Source organism: Pseudomonas sp. 21LCFQ02, from assembly GCF_024129895.2.
Classification (GTDB): Bacteria; Pseudomonadota; Gammaproteobacteria; order Pseudomonadales; family Pseudomonadaceae; genus Aquipseudomonas.
Genome location: NZ_CM178749.1, coordinates 2,498,250 through 2,514,885, shown reverse-complemented (window position 1 = coordinate 2,514,885; position 16,636 = coordinate 2,498,250). Strand labels below are relative to the sequence as shown.

14 protein-coding genes and 2 tRNA genes are annotated in these 16,636 nt (G+C 58.2%); 1 reads left to right on the top strand and 15 read right to left on the bottom strand.

The window, feature by feature from the left end:
• Positions 1 to 3: 3 nt before the first annotated feature.
• From nusA to rlmE, 10 genes are all read right to left on the bottom strand, one after another.
• Positions 4 to 1,485: a transcription termination factor NusA gene (gene nusA, locus NJC40_RS11135; RefSeq protein WP_045487725.1), complete on the bottom strand. Its 1,482-nt coding sequence runs from the start codon at positions 1,483 to 1,485 to the stop codon at positions 4 to 6.
• A 60-nt stretch (positions 1,486 to 1,545) separates the two neighbouring features.
• The gene (gene rimP / locus NJC40_RS11130) at positions 1,546 to 2,004 is read right to left on the bottom strand and encodes a ribosome maturation factor RimP (RefSeq protein ID WP_045494307.1); all 459 of its coding nucleotides are present in this window, start codon (positions 2,002 to 2,004) and stop codon (positions 1,546 to 1,548) included.
• Positions 2,005 to 2,173: 169 nt separating this feature from the next.
• Positions 2,174 to 2,250, bottom strand: a tRNA-Met gene (locus NJC40_RS11125).
• 97 nt (positions 2,251 to 2,347) lie between these two features.
• A tRNA-Leu gene (locus NJC40_RS11120) sits at positions 2,348 to 2,433 on the bottom strand.
• Between the two features lie 44 nt (positions 2,434 to 2,477).
• Complete coding sequence (gene secG / locus NJC40_RS11115; protein ID WP_084709964.1) at positions 2,478 to 2,858, bottom strand: preprotein translocase subunit SecG; 381 nt, start codon at positions 2,856 to 2,858, stop codon at positions 2,478 to 2,480.
• A 4-nt stretch (positions 2,859 to 2,862) separates the two neighbouring features.
• Complete coding sequence (gene tpiA, locus NJC40_RS11110) at positions 2,863 to 3,618, bottom strand: triose-phosphate isomerase (protein WP_253139380.1); 756 nt, start codon at positions 3,616 to 3,618, stop codon at positions 2,863 to 2,865.
• Between the two features lie 66 nt (positions 3,619 to 3,684).
• Positions 3,685 to 5,025 (bottom strand): phosphoglucosamine mutase, encoded by a 1,341-nt coding sequence (gene glmM, locus NJC40_RS11105; protein WP_253139383.1) that lies wholly within the window; start codon positions 5,023 to 5,025, stop codon positions 3,685 to 3,687.
• A gap of 18 nt (positions 5,026 to 5,043) precedes the next feature.
• Entirely contained in the window at positions 5,044 to 5,895 is an 852-nt protein-coding gene (gene folP, locus NJC40_RS11100; protein ID WP_253139386.1) for a dihydropteroate synthase, read from the bottom strand.
• Between the two features lie 8 nt (positions 5,896 to 5,903).
• A complete protein-coding gene (gene ftsH, locus NJC40_RS11095) occupies positions 5,904 to 7,805 on the bottom strand; it encodes an ATP-dependent zinc metalloprotease FtsH (protein WP_045487713.1) in 1,902 nt (633 codons plus the stop codon).
• A 213-nt stretch (positions 7,806 to 8,018) separates the two neighbouring features.
• Positions 8,019 to 8,669, bottom strand: coding sequence for a 23S rRNA (uridine(2552)-2'-O)-methyltransferase RlmE (gene rlmE, locus NJC40_RS11090; protein WP_045487710.1), 651 nt, complete (start codon positions 8,667 to 8,669; stop codon positions 8,019 to 8,021).
• Positions 8,670 to 8,773: 104 nt separating this feature from the next.
• Here rlmE and NJC40_RS11085 point away from each other — a divergent pair, with 104 nt between their 5' ends.
• Positions 8,774 to 9,082, top strand: coding sequence for a YhbY family RNA-binding protein (locus tag NJC40_RS11085; protein WP_045487708.1), 309 nt, complete (start codon positions 8,774 to 8,776; stop codon positions 9,080 to 9,082).
• A 217-nt stretch (positions 9,083 to 9,299) separates the two neighbouring features.
• Here the strand turns inward: NJC40_RS11085 and greA are convergent, their stop codons facing one another.
• The 5 genes from greA to dnaJ form a co-directional block, all read right to left on the bottom strand.
• Positions 9,300 to 9,779, bottom strand: a complete 480-nt coding sequence (greA, locus tag NJC40_RS11080; protein WP_045487706.1) for a transcription elongation factor GreA — start codon at positions 9,777 to 9,779, stop codon at positions 9,300 to 9,302.
• Complete coding sequence (gene carB / locus NJC40_RS11075; protein WP_045487704.1) at positions 9,776 to 12,997, bottom strand: carbamoyl-phosphate synthase large subunit; 3,222 nt, start codon at positions 12,995 to 12,997, stop codon at positions 9,776 to 9,778. The genes greA and carB overlap by 4 nt, the downstream gene beginning before the upstream one ends.
• Positions 12,998 to 13,144: 147 nt before the next feature.
• Positions 13,145 to 14,281 (bottom strand): glutamine-hydrolyzing carbamoyl-phosphate synthase small subunit, encoded by a 1,137-nt coding sequence (gene carA, locus NJC40_RS11070; RefSeq protein WP_253139389.1) that lies wholly within the window; start codon positions 14,279 to 14,281, stop codon positions 13,145 to 13,147.
• A 250-nt stretch (positions 14,282 to 14,531) separates the two neighbouring features.
• Positions 14,532 to 15,335 carry a 4-hydroxy-tetrahydrodipicolinate reductase gene (gene dapB, locus NJC40_RS11065; protein ID WP_253139392.1) on the bottom strand — a complete coding sequence of 268 codons (804 nt, stop codon included), beginning with the start codon at positions 15,333 to 15,335 and terminating at the stop codon, positions 14,532 to 14,534.
• A gap of 61 nt (positions 15,336 to 15,396) precedes the next feature.
• Complete coding sequence (dnaJ, locus tag NJC40_RS11060; RefSeq protein WP_045487697.1) at positions 15,397 to 16,530, bottom strand: molecular chaperone DnaJ; 1,134 nt, start codon at positions 16,528 to 16,530, stop codon at positions 15,397 to 15,399.
• Positions 16,531 to 16,636 lie beyond the last annotated feature (106 nt).

The following is a 16,636-nucleotide window of genomic DNA, read 5'->3' as shown; positions in this document are numbered from 1 at the left end:
TTGTTACTCGAACCAATGGGCACGGGCGGCCATGATCAACTTGCCGGCACGATCGTCGTCGATGCCGTCGATGTCGAGCAGGTCGTCAATCGACTGCTCGGCCAGGTCTTCGCGGGTCAGGACGCCGCGCACCGCCAGTTCCATCGCCAGGTCCTTGTCCATACCCTCAAGAGAGAGCAGGTCTTCGGCTGGTTGGGCGTCTGCCAGTTTTTCCTCAGTAGCGATGGCTTTGGTCAACAGGCGATCCTTGGCGCGAGCACGAAGCTCATTGACGATGTCCTCGTCAAAGCCGTCGATGTTGAGCATTTCTTCCAGCGGTACGTAGGCGATTTCTTCGAGGCTGGTAAAGCCTTCGTCGACCAGAACCTGAGCCAGCTCTTCGTCGACTTCAAGGTCGTCGATGAAATTGCGCAGGATGTCTCCGGTCTCCGCCTGTTGCTTGGCCTGAATGTCCGACTCGGTCATTACATTCAGAGTCCAGCCGGTCAATTGACTGGCCAGACGTACGTTCTGTCCACCACGACCGATGGCCTGAGCCAGGTTGTCCGCGCCAACCGCGATGTCCATTGCATGAGCGTCTTCATCAACGATGATTGCCGCCACTTCAGCAGGGGACATTGCATTGATCACGAATTGTGCCGGGTTGTCGTCCCACAGCACGATATCCACACGTTCACCGCCCAATTCGCCCGAAACAGCCTGGACACGCGAACCGCGCATGCCAATACAGGCACCTTGCGGATCAATACGCTTGTCCTTGGAGCGAACAGCAATCTTGGCTCGCGACCCCGGATCACGGGAAGCAGCCATCACTTCGATCAACCCTTCGGCGATCTCCGGGACTTCAATACGGAACAGCTCGATCAGCATTTCTGGCGCAGTACGCGACAGAATCAGCTGCGGGCCACGGTTCTCAGTGCGGATTTCTTTTAGCAGCGCTCGCAGGCGGACACCAACCCGGAAAGTCTCACGGGAGATGATGTCTTCACGTGCCAGCAGTGCTTCGGCATTGTTGCCCAGGTCGACGATGACGCTGTCACGCGTGACCTTCTTGACGGTGCCGGAAATAATTTCACCCAGACGCTCACGGTAAGCGTCAACCACCTGGGCGCGCTCGGCTTCACGAACCTTCTGGACAATGACTTGCTTGGCGGTCTGCGCGGCGATACGACCGAACTCGATGGACTCGATCTTCTCCTCGATGACTTCGCCAGCCACAGCGCCCGGTTTGTGCGCCTGGGCCTGATCTACCGCGTACTGGTGTGCCGGATCATCAAGGTCTTCGTCCTCGACCACAGTCCAGCGACGGTATGTCTCGTAATTGCCGGTGTGACGGTTGATTTCAACACGCACATCGACTTCATCTTCATAGCGTTTTTTTGTCGCGGTAGCCAGTGCCAGCTCCAGCGCTTCAAAAATAACACCCGCCGGTACGCCCTTTTCATTGGACACCGACTCAACAACCAGCAGTACTTCTTTGCTCATCGTACGCCTCGCCTTTCGCAAGCCATTGGATCCGCGGGATCCGCAGTATCTGGCACGTCTTCAGTCAAACGTGGGAATGATGTTGGCCTTGTCGATCATGTCGATCGGCAACAGGTACTCATGGTCATCAACCTGCACCACGACATCCTGCTCCTCCACCCCGCGGAGAAGGCCCTGAAAGTTGCGACGTCCTTCATATGGCGAACGCAGCTTAATTTTCACTTGGTTCCCAGTGTGCAAAGCAAACTGTTCAAGTGTGAACAGTGGGCGATCCATGCCGGGAGACGACACTTCCAGCGTGTACTCAGAGCTGATTGGATCTTCTACATCCAATATGCCACTGACCTGACGACTGACGATTTCGCAGTCTTCCACCAGGACGCCGCCTTCCTTATCGATAAAAATGCGCAGCATTGAATGCCGGCCCTGGGAAACGAACTCGATCCCCCAGCATGTGTAGCCAAGTGCTTCGACCACTGGGGCCAGCATGGCCTGCAACTGTTCCAGCTTGCTCGACATCTGAACCCCCTCGTGCATGCTTTGAAAATAAAAAAATGGGCACAAGCCCATCAGTGAAAACGCCGCTGAACACCGACGTCATGTTCGGAAACCTCTAAAAATCGCATCTTTAGAGAGATCCGTTCTGTCCAGCTAACAAAAAGCCCCTTGATAGGGGCTCCGCTAAAACTGGTTGCGGGGGCTGGATTTGAACCAACGACCTTCGGGTTATGAGCCCGACGAGCTACCAGACTGCTCCACCCCGCGACAAAGCTGGGGGCGGATTATACGATCGATTACTTGACAGGTCAATCGAACATCCACCTACAAGAAAACCCGCTAATGCGGGCCATCTTGTTTTATATGGTACCGAGAAGGGGACTCGAACCCCTACACCCTATGGGCACAACCACCTCAAGGTTGCGTGTCTACCAATTCCACCACCTCGGCATTACAACACTTTGACGACATCAACTGCATCGTCGAATTCTTGCTTACTTTTCCGGAGCCTGAGGAACATCGGCCGGGACAGTAGCTGCGGGCTTCTGGCCGTCAAGCATAGGAACATCGTCTGATGCCGGCTTTTGCTTGATTTCCATTACCGCTGGATCTGGCAAACCTACCTGATTCAGCTCTTGAGCTTTTTCTTTAGCAAAGTAACCTAAACCCAGGCTACTCAAGAAAAAACATGCTGCAAGTATAGCAGTAAACTTACTAAGAAAGGTAGCACTTCCTTGGCTTCCGAAGACAGTATTTGATGCACCCGCACCAAATGAAGCACCTGCTTCAGCACCCTTACCCTGCTGCATCAGAACCAGGGCTACAACACCCAGGGCACCCAGCAGATGAAAAACGATTACGACTGTTTCCAGCATATTGTCAGTTTCCCGCGGCGCGACAGATCGCACCGAACTCATCTGCATTCAGGGAAGCTCCACCAACAAGCCCCCCATCGATATCCGGCATACTGAAAAGCTCAGCCGCATTGGCCGCCTTTACACTGCCGCCGTAGAGAAGTCGCACACCTTGTGCAACCCCGGAATCATTTTCAGCCAGTTGCGCACGTATTGCTGCGTGCACCTCCTGCGCCTGCTCAGGCGTTGCCGTCAACCCGGTGCCAATGGCCCATACAGGCTCGTAGGCAACAACGGCGTTAACCAGCGCCTGGATACCAAACGCCTTGATGACACTGTCAAGCTGCTGCCCGACCACCTCAAGAGTTTGACCCGCCTCGCGCTGTGCAAGAGTTTCCCCAACACACAACACCGGCACCAGACCACTTGCCTGAATGGCCGCAAACTTGCGATTGAGCACTTCGTCAGACTCGCCCAACAAAAGGCGTCGCTCGGAGTGACCAACCAGAACCAGCTTACAACCCGCATCGACCAACTGAACCGATGCCGTCTCGCCTGTCAGGGCGCCCTGTTCAGCCTGAACGGCTGCATCCTGGGCTCCCACGACGATCGATGTACCTTGGAGCCCGTCGACCACTTGACCGATATGCAGACCCGAAGGAATCACTGCAACATCAACACTGCCAGGCAGGTCCTGCGCTGCGAGCCCCTCGACCAGCTCAGCGACGCTGGCGCGGGTACCGTGCATCTTCCAGTTACCAGCTACCATAGGGCGACGCATGCTTTACCTCGTCGGTCAAAGTGGGCGCAGATATTACCCAACCATTTCAAAGCTGGCAAGCCGTTTTCAGGAACAAACTTCATCGACCAACTTGGCCAGTTCTTCGGCATAGGCCCGGACCCGCACTTCATCCTCACCTTCGACCATGACACGCACCAGCGGCTCGGTCCCGGACTTGCGCAACAACACCCGACCACGCCCCGCCATCTCATCGGTTACCCGGGCACAAGCTTGCTGCACGGATGGATGAGCGACCGGATCCAGACCGCCGGCGAAGCGCACATTGATCAACACCTGAGGGCATTTGCGCAGTTTCTGGCGCGCCTGAGCCAGACTTTCACCTGCACGGCGCAGGGCCATCAACACCTGCAGCGCGGCGATAACGGCATCCCCGGTCGTGGTGTGCTGCATACATACCACATGTCCGGAGTTCTCACCGCCGAGCAGCCAGTTGCGCTCCAGCAGTTCGGCAATCACGTAGCGGTCACCGACATTGGCCCGAACAAATGGAATGCCGAGCTCGGCCAGCCCAAGCTCAAGCCCCAGATTGCTCATCAATGTACCGACGACACCGCCATTGAGGCGATCACGCTGATGCATGTCGCGGGCAATGATGTACATCAACTCATCGCCATCGACTATCGCACCGGTCTGATCGACCATCAGCACCCGGTCACCATCGCCGTCAAAGGCGATGCCCAGATCGGCCTTCTCGGCCAGCACGGCGGCCTGCAGGGATTCAAGGTGCGTAGAGCCGCAGTTTTCGTTGATATTCAGGCCGTTGGGCTGCGCAGCCAGAACACTGACCTGAGCCCCCAACTCGCGAAACACGCTGGGCGCGATCTTGTAGGTAGCGCCATGAGCACAATCGACTACCAGTTTCAGCCCGGCAAAGCTGGTGCCCGTAGGCACGCTGCTCTTGCAGAACTCGATATAACGACCGGCCGCGTCGTTGATCCGCGACACCTTGCCCAGATTCTCCGAGTCCACGACGGTCATCGGCGCATCCAGCAACTCTTCGATCATCATTTCGATCTCGTCAGGCAGCTTGGTGCCCTGCCCCGAGAAAAACTTGATGCCGTTATCGTAATGCGGATTGTGCGATGCGCTGATCACGATACCGGCTTCTGCGTGAAAGGTGCGCGTCAGGTAGGCGATCGCCGGCGTAGGCATCGGCCCCAGCAACATGACATCGGCCCCGGCAGCCGAAAGACCGGCCTCCAGGGCGGACTCGAACATGTAGCCCGAAATACGAGTGTCCTTACCCACCAGAATCCGGCAGGCGCCCATACGGCGAAACGCCATACCCGCTGCCCAGCCAAGCTTAAGCATGAAATCAGGGGTAATCGGGTACTGGCCAACACGACCGCGAATGCCGTCGGTGCCGAAATATTTTTTGGTAGTCATGGGTGCTCCACAGTGTTCTTATTCAGCTGACTCGACAGCTGTAATCATGCGCACGACATCGACCGTCTCAGCAACATCGTGCACACGCAGGATCCGCGCGCCCTTGCTCATCGCCAGAGCCGCCAGGGCCAGACCGCCATACAGGCGCTCATCCACCGCACGCCCCAGCACACCGCCAATCATGCTCTTGCGCGAGACACCCACCAAGAGTGGGCGCCCCAACGCATGCAGAACTTCCATGCGCTTGAACAGGCTGAGATTGTGATCCAGTGTCTTGGCGAAGCCAAACCCGGGGTCGAGAATAATGCGCTCAGCGCCAATACCGACGGCTGCGCACTGCTTCATACGCTCGACCAGAAAATCACTGACTTCCTGAACCAGGTCGCGATAGTGCGGATTATCCTGCATATCGCCAGGCTCGCCCAGCATGTGCATCAGACAAACCGGCAAACCGGTCTGCGCAGCCGCCTCCAGAGCACCAGGACGGCGCAGCGAGCGGACGTCGTTGATCAGACCCGCCCCCAGACGTGCGGTTTCCAGCATTACCTCAGGGGTTGAGGTATCGACGGAAATCACCACATCCAGCTCTTGAGCGACCCGCTCGACCAACGGCGCAACCCGCTCCAGCTCTTCGGGCACAGAGACCGGTGGCGCACCGGGGCGAGTGGACTCACCACCAATATCGATCAGAGTCGCACCAGCCAGCACCATCGCTTCGGCATGGCGCAGCGCAGCATCAAGCTGGCTGTAGCGGCCGCCATCGGAGAAAGAGTCGGGAGTCGCATTCAGAATGCCCATGACATGCGTCCGGACCAAATCAAGAACCCGGTTGCCGCAAGGCAACCGGGTCGGATACAGCGTTGAAGTCATGTCAGACCTTAATGATCGGCAGCAGGGCCGCCGATAGGCGCTTCAGGACGGGGCTCGGGAATTGGCGTACCGTTGGTACCGGAACCACCTTCCCAATCACGAGGCTCACGCGGCGTGCGACCGGCCATGATGTCGTCGATCTGGTCGCTGTCGATGGTCTCGTACTTCATCAGCGCATCAGCCATGGCATCGAGCTTGTCACGGTTATCGGTCAGCAATTGCTTGGCCGTGCCATAACAAAGATCGATGATGCTGCGCACTTCAGAGTCGATCAGCTTGGCCGTATCACCGGAGAAACTGGTGTTCTGGCTCGAACCGCGCCCCAGGTAACCTGAGTCCTCGTCCTCCGTGTACATCAGCGGGCCAAGCTTCTCGGACAGCCCCCACTTGGTCACCATGTTCCGGGCAATCTGGCTGGCGCGCATGATGTCATTGGAGGCGCCGGTGGTAACCCCATCGAAGCCCAGGGTCATTTCCTCAGCGATACGGCCGCCATACAGCGAGCAGATCTGGCTGATCAGCGCCCGCTTGGAGAGGCTGTAGCGATCCTCTTCAGGCAGGAACATGGTGACACCGAGGGCACGACCACGCGGGATGATCGAAACCTTGTAGACCGGGTCATGTTCCGGCACCAGACGACCAACGATCGCGTGGCCTGCTTCGTGATAAGCGGTGTTCTGTTTCTCTTTCTCGGACATGACCATGCTTTTGCGCTCGGCGCCCATCATGATCTTGTCTTTGGCCAGCTCGAACTCTTTCATTTCGACCAGGCGCTTGCCGCTGCGGGCAGCAAACAGTGACGCTTCGTTGACCAGGTTGGCCAGGTCGGCACCAGAGAAGCCAGGCGTACCGCGTGCGATCACTGCCGGATTGACGTTCTCGCCCATCGGCACTTTGCGCATGTGGACCTTGAGAATCTGCTCGCGACCACGGATATCCGGCAGACCGACGACCACCTGACGGTCGAAGCGGCCTGGACGCAGCAGCGCCGGGTCAAGAACGTCGGGACGGTTGGTCGCTGCAATGACGATAATGCCGTCATTCATTTCGAAGCCGTCCATCTCTACCAGCAACTGGTTGAGGGTCTGCTCGCGCTCATCGTGACCACCGCCCATACCGGCACCGCGATGACGACCGACCGCATCGATTTCGTCGATGAAGATGATGCATGGCGCATGCTTCTTGGCCTGCTCGAACATGTCACGGACCCGGCTGGCACCAACACCGACGAACATCTCGACGAAGTCTGAACCGGAAATCGTGAAGAACGGCACCTTGGCTTCACCAGCAATGGCCTTGGCGAGCAAGGTCTTACCGGTGCCCGGAGGACCGACCATCAGTACGCCGCGCGGGATCCGACCGCCCAGGCGCTGGAACTTGCCCGGATCACGCAGGAACTCGACCAGCTCGCCGACTTCTTCCTTGGCTTCATCACAACCTGCAACGTCGGCCAGGGTCGTCTTGACCTGATCTTCCGAGAGCAGGCGCGCCTTGCTCTTGCCGAAACTCATCGGCCCGCCCTTACCGCCGGCGCCGCCCTGCATCTGCCGCATGAAGAACATGAAGACAGCAATGATCACCAGGATCGGGAAGCTGGCCACCAGCAACTGGGTCCAGATACTCTGCTGCTCAGGCTGTTTACCTTCGACGACCACGTTGTTGTCGACCAGATCACCGATCAGGCCGTTATCCTGGATGGCAGGGCGGATGGTCTTGAAGGTATCGCCGTCACTGCGCTTGCCTGTGATGACATAGCCGTCCACAGAGACTTTCTCGACCTTGCCGCTCTTCACCTGCTGGATGAATTCGGAGTAGTTGAGGGTCTGCGGCTCGTTCGGGCTGGAGAAGTTGTTCATCACCGTCACCAGGACAGCCGCGATGATCAACCACAGGATCAAATTCTTTGCCATATCGTTCAATTAGCTACCCTCTGAAGCAAGCTCCACGCAGCAAGCGTGCCTCGCATGATAATCACCGCCCTAACTTACTACAGAACCCCCCAATGTGGCAGGCGCCGTCTGTAACCCTTTGTGAAACATTAGCTACAAGATGTTCATTCAGGCGACATCTGCACGCCATTTGAAAAAAACTATCGCACCATACCAAAAGCGCCCGGCACAGGATCAAAGACGCTCTTCGCTGGCCGAACCCTCCAGACCACGGAAGCCACGGGCCAGAAGGTATTGCTCGCGAGACCGGTCGCGCGATGACAACGGCTTGCGCATCTGCACCTTGTCGAACAGCCGACGGATGTCCTTGTGGTAGGTATCGAAGCCCTCACCCTGGAAAATCTTGATGAGGAAATCGCCACCTGGACGCAACACACGCCCCGCCAGGTCCAGCGCCAGCTCACAGAGGAACATGGCACGAGGCATATCCACAGCGCTCAATCCACTCATATTGGGGGCCATATCGGAAATAACAAGGTCTACTTGCGTATTACCTACCGCCTCGAGGATCTGCGCCAGCACGGCGTCCTGGGTAAAGTCGCCGCAAATGAAAGTGACATCCGGAATGCTGTCCATTTCCAGAATGTCCGAAGCGATCAGCTTGCCCTGACCACCAATCAGCCGACTGGTGACCTGAGACCAGCCGCCCGGGGCCGCTCCCAGGTCGATCACGGTCATGCCTGGGCGAATGATTCTGTCCTTCTCCTGGATCTCCAGAAGCTTGTAACTGGCGCGCGAACGATAGCCGTCTTTTTGCGCCATCTTCACGTATTTATCGTCGAAATGTTCTTTAAGCCAGCCTTGGCTTGATTTGGAACGGGCCACAGGGCACCTCAATTTTAAACGGGTCGCGATTATATGGGCGGTCTCGGACTTGCTCGGGTAAACTAGCCGCCGTTTTTCACCAGACCAGACGCAGGGGTCAGATTATGCCGCTCACTCAAGAGCAGAAGAAACAGTACAAATCCATTGGCCACCACCTCAAGCCGGTTCTGATCGTGGCTGACAATGGTTTGACCGAAGGTGTGCTCGCCGAGCTTGAACGCGCTCTGAACGACCACGAGCTGATCAAGATCAAGCTCAACATCCTGGATCGCGAAAGCCGACTGCAGAGCATCGCAGAGCTGTGCAAGAGCGGCTCGGCAGAGCTGGTTCAGGTCATCGGCAAGATGGCACTGATCTACCGCAAGAATCCCAAGCCGAACAAGAACCTGTCCAACGTTCATCGCGCCGGCTGATTCGCGCATCGTCAGGGCCGCAATCGCGCGCCCTGCTACCCTTCGACCAACGGTCGGCCTGCTTCACCCACTTGGCAAAACCTTCATTCAGCTACCTTACAGGGTCCGAGGACACTGCGCAGCAAGCTGCCTGAAAATCGGGACTGGATAGATGAAACAGGCCGCTCACCCCTGAGGATGAACAGCCTGCCTGTTACATCGGTGCTGGCCCGAGGTGTCAGATGTGACGAACCTCGATGATTTCGTACTCAACATCACCACCGGGGGCCTTCACCACCACGGTGTCACCTTCTTGCTTGGCGATCAACGCGCGTGCAATTGGCGAAGTGACAGAAATCTTGCCCTGCTTGGCATCTGCCTCATCCTCACCTACAAGCTTGTAGATCACGCTTTCGTCGGTTTCGACGTTAGCGATTTCCACGGTAGTGCCGAACACCACCTTACCGGTATGCGGGATGGTCGTGACATCGATGATCACAGCGTTCTGCATGCGGCCTTCGATGTCACGGATGCGCGCTTCAACCATGCCCTGCTGCTCACGGGCGGCATGGTATTCGGCGTTTTCCTTCAGGTCACCCAGCTCGCGTGCTTCGCCGATGTCCTGACTGAGTTTTGGCCGGACCACCTTGGTCAGGTGGGCCAGTTCCTCTTCGAGCGCACGAGCGCCCTCGACGGTCATTGGGTACTTGGTACTCATCCTTTCATTCCTGCATGGAGGTCCTGCAAGCGACGCACGGTCTTTTCCGGACCGAACTTGAGCGCTTCACAGACCGCTTCGCCAGCCGCAATGGTGGTTGTGCAGTAGATCTTGTGCTGCAGCGCATTGCGACGAATGGAGTAGGAGTCAGCGATCGACTGACGGCCTTCGGTGGTATTGATGATCAAAGTCACTTCGTCGTTCTTGATCATGTCGACAACGTGCGGGCGACCTTCGGTCACCTTGTTGACCCGGCGCACCTTCAGGCCCGCAGCTTCGATCAGCTTGGCAGTACCAGCGGTAGCGACCACCTCGAAACCAAGGTTGATCAGGTCACGGGCGACACCCGCCACGAGCGGCTTGTCGTCGTCACGCACGCTGATGAACGCAGTACCGCCCGTTGGCAGCACTTCGCTGGCACCCATCTGGGCTTTGGCAAATGCCTCGCCGAAGGTGTCGCCCACGCCCATCACTTCACCGGTGGATTTCATCTCCGGGCCGAGGATCGGGTCAACACCCGGGAACTTGGCAAATGGGAACACCGCTTCCTTGACGCTGTAGAAGTCAGGAATGATTTCCTTGGTGAAGCCCAGCTCTTTCAGGGTTTTGCCGGCCATGACACGGGCTGCGATCATTGCCAGGGATACACCGATGCACTTGGAAACGAACGGCACGGTACGCGAAGCACGCGGGTTCACTTCAATGACGTAGATGTCCTCGCCCTGCAACGCCAACTGCACGTTCATCAGGCCGACGACACCCAGCTCAAGGGCCATCTTCTTGACCTGGTCGCGCATCTCGTCCTGGATATGGGCCGGCAACGAGTACGGCGGCAGCGAACAGGCCGAGTCACCGGAGTGAACACCGGCTTGCTCGATGTGCTGCATGATCGCACCGATCACCACATCGGTGCCGTCGCTGACAGCATCGACGTCCATCTCGATTGCGCAGTTGAGGAAGTGATCGAGCAGCACCGGGCTGTCGTTGGAGACCTGAACGGCCTCGCGCAGGTAGCGCTTGAGCTCTTCTTCCTGATAGACGATTTCCATCGCACGGCCACCCAATACATAGGATGGACGCACCACCAGCGGGTAACCGATCTTGGCCGCTGCACGAATCGCTTCGTCTTCGCTGCGCACGGTGGCGTTTGGTGGCTGGCGCAGGTTCAGGCGCTCAACCATCTGCTGGAAGCGCTCACGGTCTTCAGCACGGTCGATGGCATCAGGGCTGGTGCCGATGATCGGCACGCCGGCTGCTTCAAGGGCACGCGCCAGTTTCAGCGGCGTCTGGCCACCGTACTGGACAATCACACCTTTTGGCTTCTCGACACGGACGATTTCCAGCACGTCTTCCAGGGTCACTGGCTCGAAGTACAGGCGATCAGAGGTGTCGTAGTCGGTGGAGACGGTTTCCGGGTTGCAGTTGACCATGATCGTTTCATAGCCATCGTCACGCAGCGCGAGGGCCGCGTGTACACAGCAGTAGTCGAACTCGATACCTTGGCCGATACGGTTCGGACCGCCACCGAGGATCATGATCTTGTCGCGCGTCGAAGGATTGGCTTCGCACTCTTCTTCGTACGTGGAGTACATGTACGCAGTGTCGGTGGCGAACTCGGCCGCACAGGTGTCAACGCGCTTGTAAACCGGGAACACTTCCAGTTTCTGGCGGTGAGTGCGCAGGTTCTTCTCGGTCACGCCCAGCAGCTTGGCCAGACGGGCATCGGAGAAGCCTTTGCGCTTGAGGCGCAACATCAGGTCACGGTCGATGGCCGACAGACCCTGGGTCTTGATCTTCTCTTCATCCTTGATCAGATCTTCGATCTGCACCAGGAACCAAGGGTCGATCATGTTCATGCCAAAGATGTCTTCGACGCTGAAACCGGCACGGAACGCATCGGCGACGTACCAGATACGCTCAGCACCTGGAACGGTCAGTTCACGCTTGAGCGTGCTCATGCTTTCCGGGTGGCTCAGGTCCAGTTTCGGATCCAGACCGCTGACACCGACTTCCAGACCGCGCAGGGCTTTCTGCAGGGACTCCTGGAAGGTACGACCAATGGCCATGACCTCACCCACCGACTTCATCTGAGTGGTCAGGCGAGCGTCGGCATTGGAGAACTTCTCGAACGCAAAGCGCGGCAGCTTGGTCACGACGTAGTCGATCGACGGTTCGAAAGACGCCGGGGTCTTGCCGCCAGTGATGTCGTTCTGCAGCTCGTCGAGGGTGTAACCCACAGCCAGCTTGGCCGCGATCTTGGCGATCGGGAAACCGGTTGCCTTGGAAGCCAGCGCCGAGGAACGCGAAACACGCGGGTTCATCTCGATCACGACCATACGGCCGGTGTTCGGGCAAATACCGAACTGAACGTTGGAGCCACCGGTCTCAACGCCGATCTCGCGCAGCACCGCCAGCGAGGCGTTACGCAGGATCTGGTATTCCTTGTCGGTCAGGGTCTGTGCAGGTGCCACAGTGATCGAGTCACCGGTGTGCACGCCCATCGGGTCAAAGTTTTCGATGGAGCAGACGATGATGCAGTTGTCCTTTTTGTCACGGACAACTTCCATCTCGTACTCTTTCCAGCCGATCAGCGATTCGTCGATCAGCAGTTCCTTGGTTGGCGACAGATCCAGACCACGGGCGCAGATTTCTTCGAACTCTTCACGGTTGTAAGCGATACCGCCACCGGTGCCACCCATGGTGAAGGACGGGCGGATGATGCAAGGGAAACCCAGCGTCTCCAGTACCGCGTTGGCTTCTTCCATGGAATGGGCGATACCGGAACGCGGGCAGGCCAGGCCAATGGCCTTCATGGCCTTGTCGAAACGCGAACGGTCTTCGGCCTTGTCGATGGTGTCAGCATTGGCACCGATCATTTCCACGCCGAACTTTTCCAGAACGCCTTCGCGCTCCAGGTCCAAAGCGCAGTTCAGTGCAGTCTGGCCGCCCATGGTCGGCAATACGGCATCTGGACGCTCTTTCTCGATGATCTTGGCAACACTCTGCCACTTGATCGGCTCGATGTAGGTCGCGTCCGCCATGGCCGGGTCGGTCATGATGGTGGCCGGGTTGGAGTTCACCAGGATAACCCGGTAACCCTCTTCGCGCAGGGCTTTACAGGCCTGGGCGCCGGAGTAGTCGAATTCACAGGCCTGGCCGATCACGATGGGGCCGGCGCCGAGAATCAGGATACTTTTAATGTCTGTACGTTTTGGCATGGGTTGTCACTCAAATCCGCAGGTCAGTCGGCAAGCCGTCTTGATCAATTCATTGCGGTACCGGGTGGCAGCGCCTGGCGCAACTCCTGCTACAGAGATTGCCGGGGCCACCCTGACACCTGATTACTTCATTCTCAAGGCAACCGGTCAGCGACGCTTGGCCATCGCATCGATAAAGCGGTCGAACAGTGGCGCCACGTCAGTCGGGCCAGGGCTGGCTTCAGGGTGACCCTGGAAGCTGAACGCGCTCTTGTCGGTGCGCTCGATACCCTGCAGGGTACCGTCGAACAGCGATTTGTGGATGGCGCGAACGTTGCCCGGCAGGGTCGCTTCGTCTACCGCAAAACCGTGGTTCTGGCTGGTGATCATGACCACACCAGTGTCCAGATCCTGGACCGGGTGGTTGGCGCCGTGGTGGCCATGCCCCATTTTGACGGTCTTGGCGCCCGAAGCCAGGGCCAGCAACTGGTGACCCAGGCAGATACCGAACACCGGAATTTCGGTTTCCAGCACTTGCTTGATGGCAGCGATGGCGTAGTCACAAGGCTCTGGATCGCCAGGGCCGTTGGACAGGAACACGCCGTCAGGATTAAGCGCCAGCACTTCGCTGGCCGGGGTTTGGGCAGGCACCACGGTGACGCGGCAGCCGCGAGCCACCAGCATGCGCAGAATATTGACCTTGACGCCATAGTCGAAAGCCACGACATGGTAAGGCAGATCGGCCGCCGGGATTTGCGGATGGCTATCGGTTTTCAGTTCCCAGACACTGGAGCGCCACTCGTAACGCTCTTTGGTGCTGACAACTTTGGCCAGGTCCATGCCTTTAAGGCCAGGGAAACCACGCGCAGCAGCAATCGCCGCTTCTTCGCTGATGTTGTCGCCGGCCAGGATGCAGCCGTTCTGAGCGCCCTTCTCACGCAGGATGCGGGTCAGGCGGCGAGTGTCGATCCCGGCAATGGCCACCACGTTGTTGGCCTTGAGATAGTCTTGCAGCGACAGCTTGTTACGCCAGTTGCTGGCCACCAGCGGCAGGTCACGAATGACCAGGCCAGCCGACCATACACGATCAGACTCGGCGTCTTCAGGCGTGGTGCCCGTATTGCCGACATGCGGGTAGGTCAGGGTAACGATTTGTTGGGCATAGGAAGGATCGGTAAGGATTTCCTGATAGCCGGTCATTGCGGTGTTGAACACCACCTCTCCAACGGTCTGGCCGTCGGCTCCAATGGCTTCGCCGCGAAAAATGCTGCCATCAGCAAGGGCGAGTATGGCTGGCTTAGTCAAGAAGACCTCCCGTAGTTAAAGCCTGAAAGGGCGTTCGCAGGTTGCAAAAAAGCGGAGTGACGTTTCGATACGTCACCCCGCTTTCTTGGATAGATTCATCTGCGCGCTTTTAGTGGACACACTAAAGCTGTAGCTTACAGAAAAGGGCTGTTTTGGTCTACCACCAATCGGCCCAAGACTGGTTAAACAAGGCCGTCACTGAGCAAAGAATCAAGAACGGCCTGGTTTTTTCACTAAAAATGACAACGGCTCAACGCAGTTCGAGCACGTCCTGCATGTCATACAGGCCGGGTATCTTGCCGTCCAGCCACAGTGCCGCACGCACCGCACCACGAGCAAAGGTCATTCGGCTGGAAGCCTTGTGGGTAATCTCCACACGCTCGCCATCAGCAGCAAACAGCACGGTATGATCACCGACAATGTCACCGGCACGCGTGGTCGCAAAACCAATGGTCTGCCGATCACGGGCACCTGTCTGGCCTTCACGACCGTACACCGCCACCTTCTCGAGATCGCGGCCCAGTGCAGCAGCGACCACCTCACCCATGCGCAGCGCGGTCCCCGACGGTGCGTCGACCTTGTGCCGATGGTGCGCCTCGCTGATCTCGATATCGACTTCATCCCCCAGCACCCGCGCGGCGGTATCCAGCAACTTCAGGCACAGGTTGACACCGACACTGTAGTTAGCCGCAAAGACAATCGGAATGTCCTTGGCCGCCTCTTCGATACGCTGCTTTTCTTCGGCGCTGAAACCCGTGGTGCCGATGACCATGGCCTTGCCAGCCTTGCGGCAAAACGCCAGGTTCTTCAGGGTCACCGATGGGTGAGTGAAGTCGATCAGCACATCAAACTCTTGCGCCACACGAGCCAGGTCGCCCGACAGCGGCACGCCAATGCGCCCCTGCCCAGCCAGCTCGCCGGCATCAGCACCAACCAGCGTGCTGTCAGGACGATCAACTGCTGCGGTAAGCCCGGCACCCTGCGCCTGACCAACCGCCTCGATAAGAATCTTGCCCATGCGCCCAGCGGCACCGGTAATAGCTATACGTCGCATATTCTGCTCCTGCCAGCCCTCGGGAAAGCGACGCTCTCACGAGGGCTTCTGGTTGGTGGCCTTACAAGTCGCCAAAGAACCGCTTCACACCTTCGAACCAGCCACTGGCCTTGGGCGAATGTGATTCGTCGCTTTGCAGCGACTCGCGGAACTCTTCCAGCAATTCACGCTGGCGCTTGCTGAGGTTGACCGGCGTCTCAACGGCGACCCGACACATCAGGTCACCCGGCCCACCACCACGCACTGGAGCCACACCTTTGCCACGCAGACGGAACTGCTTGCCGGTCTGGGTGCCCTCAGGGATCTTCAGCTTGACCCGCCCCTCAAGAGTCGGCACTTCAAGCTCGCCGCCCAAGGCTGCATCAGTGAAGCTGATTGGCACTTCGCAGAACAGATGCTTGCCATCGCGCTGGAAAATCGGGTGCTCGCGAACATTAATGACAACGTACAGATCGCCATTCGGACCACCTTGCGGCCCCGCCTCACCTTCGCCAGACAGACGAATGCGATCGCCGGTATCGACCCCCGAAGGCACTTTGACCGACAAGGTCTTGTACTCTTCGACCCGGCCTTCGCCATTACAGGAATCGCACGGATCAGAAATGATCTTGCCCTGGCCATGACAACGCGGGCAGGTCTGCTGCACCGAGAAGAAGCCCTGCTGCATGCGCACCTGACCAATGCCGCCACAGGTCGGACACGTGACAGGCGAGGAGCCTTTCTTGGCACCGCTGCCGTCGCACGGCTTGCAATTGACCAGCGTCGGCACACGGATATTCACGGTTGTACCGCGAACCGCTTCTTCCAGATTCAGCTCAAGGGTGTAGCGCAGGTCGCTGCCGCGCTGTGGACCGCCACGCGCGCCACCACGACCGCCACCACCGAAGAAGTCGCTGAACACATCACCGAAAATATCCGAGAAGTTCGCGCCACCGGCACCAAAGCCGCCACCGCCGCCGCCCATGCTCGGGTCGACACCGGCGTGGCCGTACTGGTCGTAGGCCGCACGTTTGCTGGTATCGGACAGCACTTCGTAGGCCTCGTTGGCCTCTTTGAAAAGCTCTTCCGATGCCTTGTCATCAGGGTTACGGTCAGGGTGATGCTTCATCGCCAGGCGGCGATAAGCTTTTTTCAGCTCGGCCTCGCTGGCGCCGCGCTCGACCCCCAATACTTCGTAATAATCACGCTTCGCCATAATTCTTCCGCACTCTTGAGGACGCCCGGCCAAACCCTCCTGAGCCTGGCCAGACTCGTTGAGCCCAATACAGGCCCGGACCCAACTCACGTCAATTCAACGATCC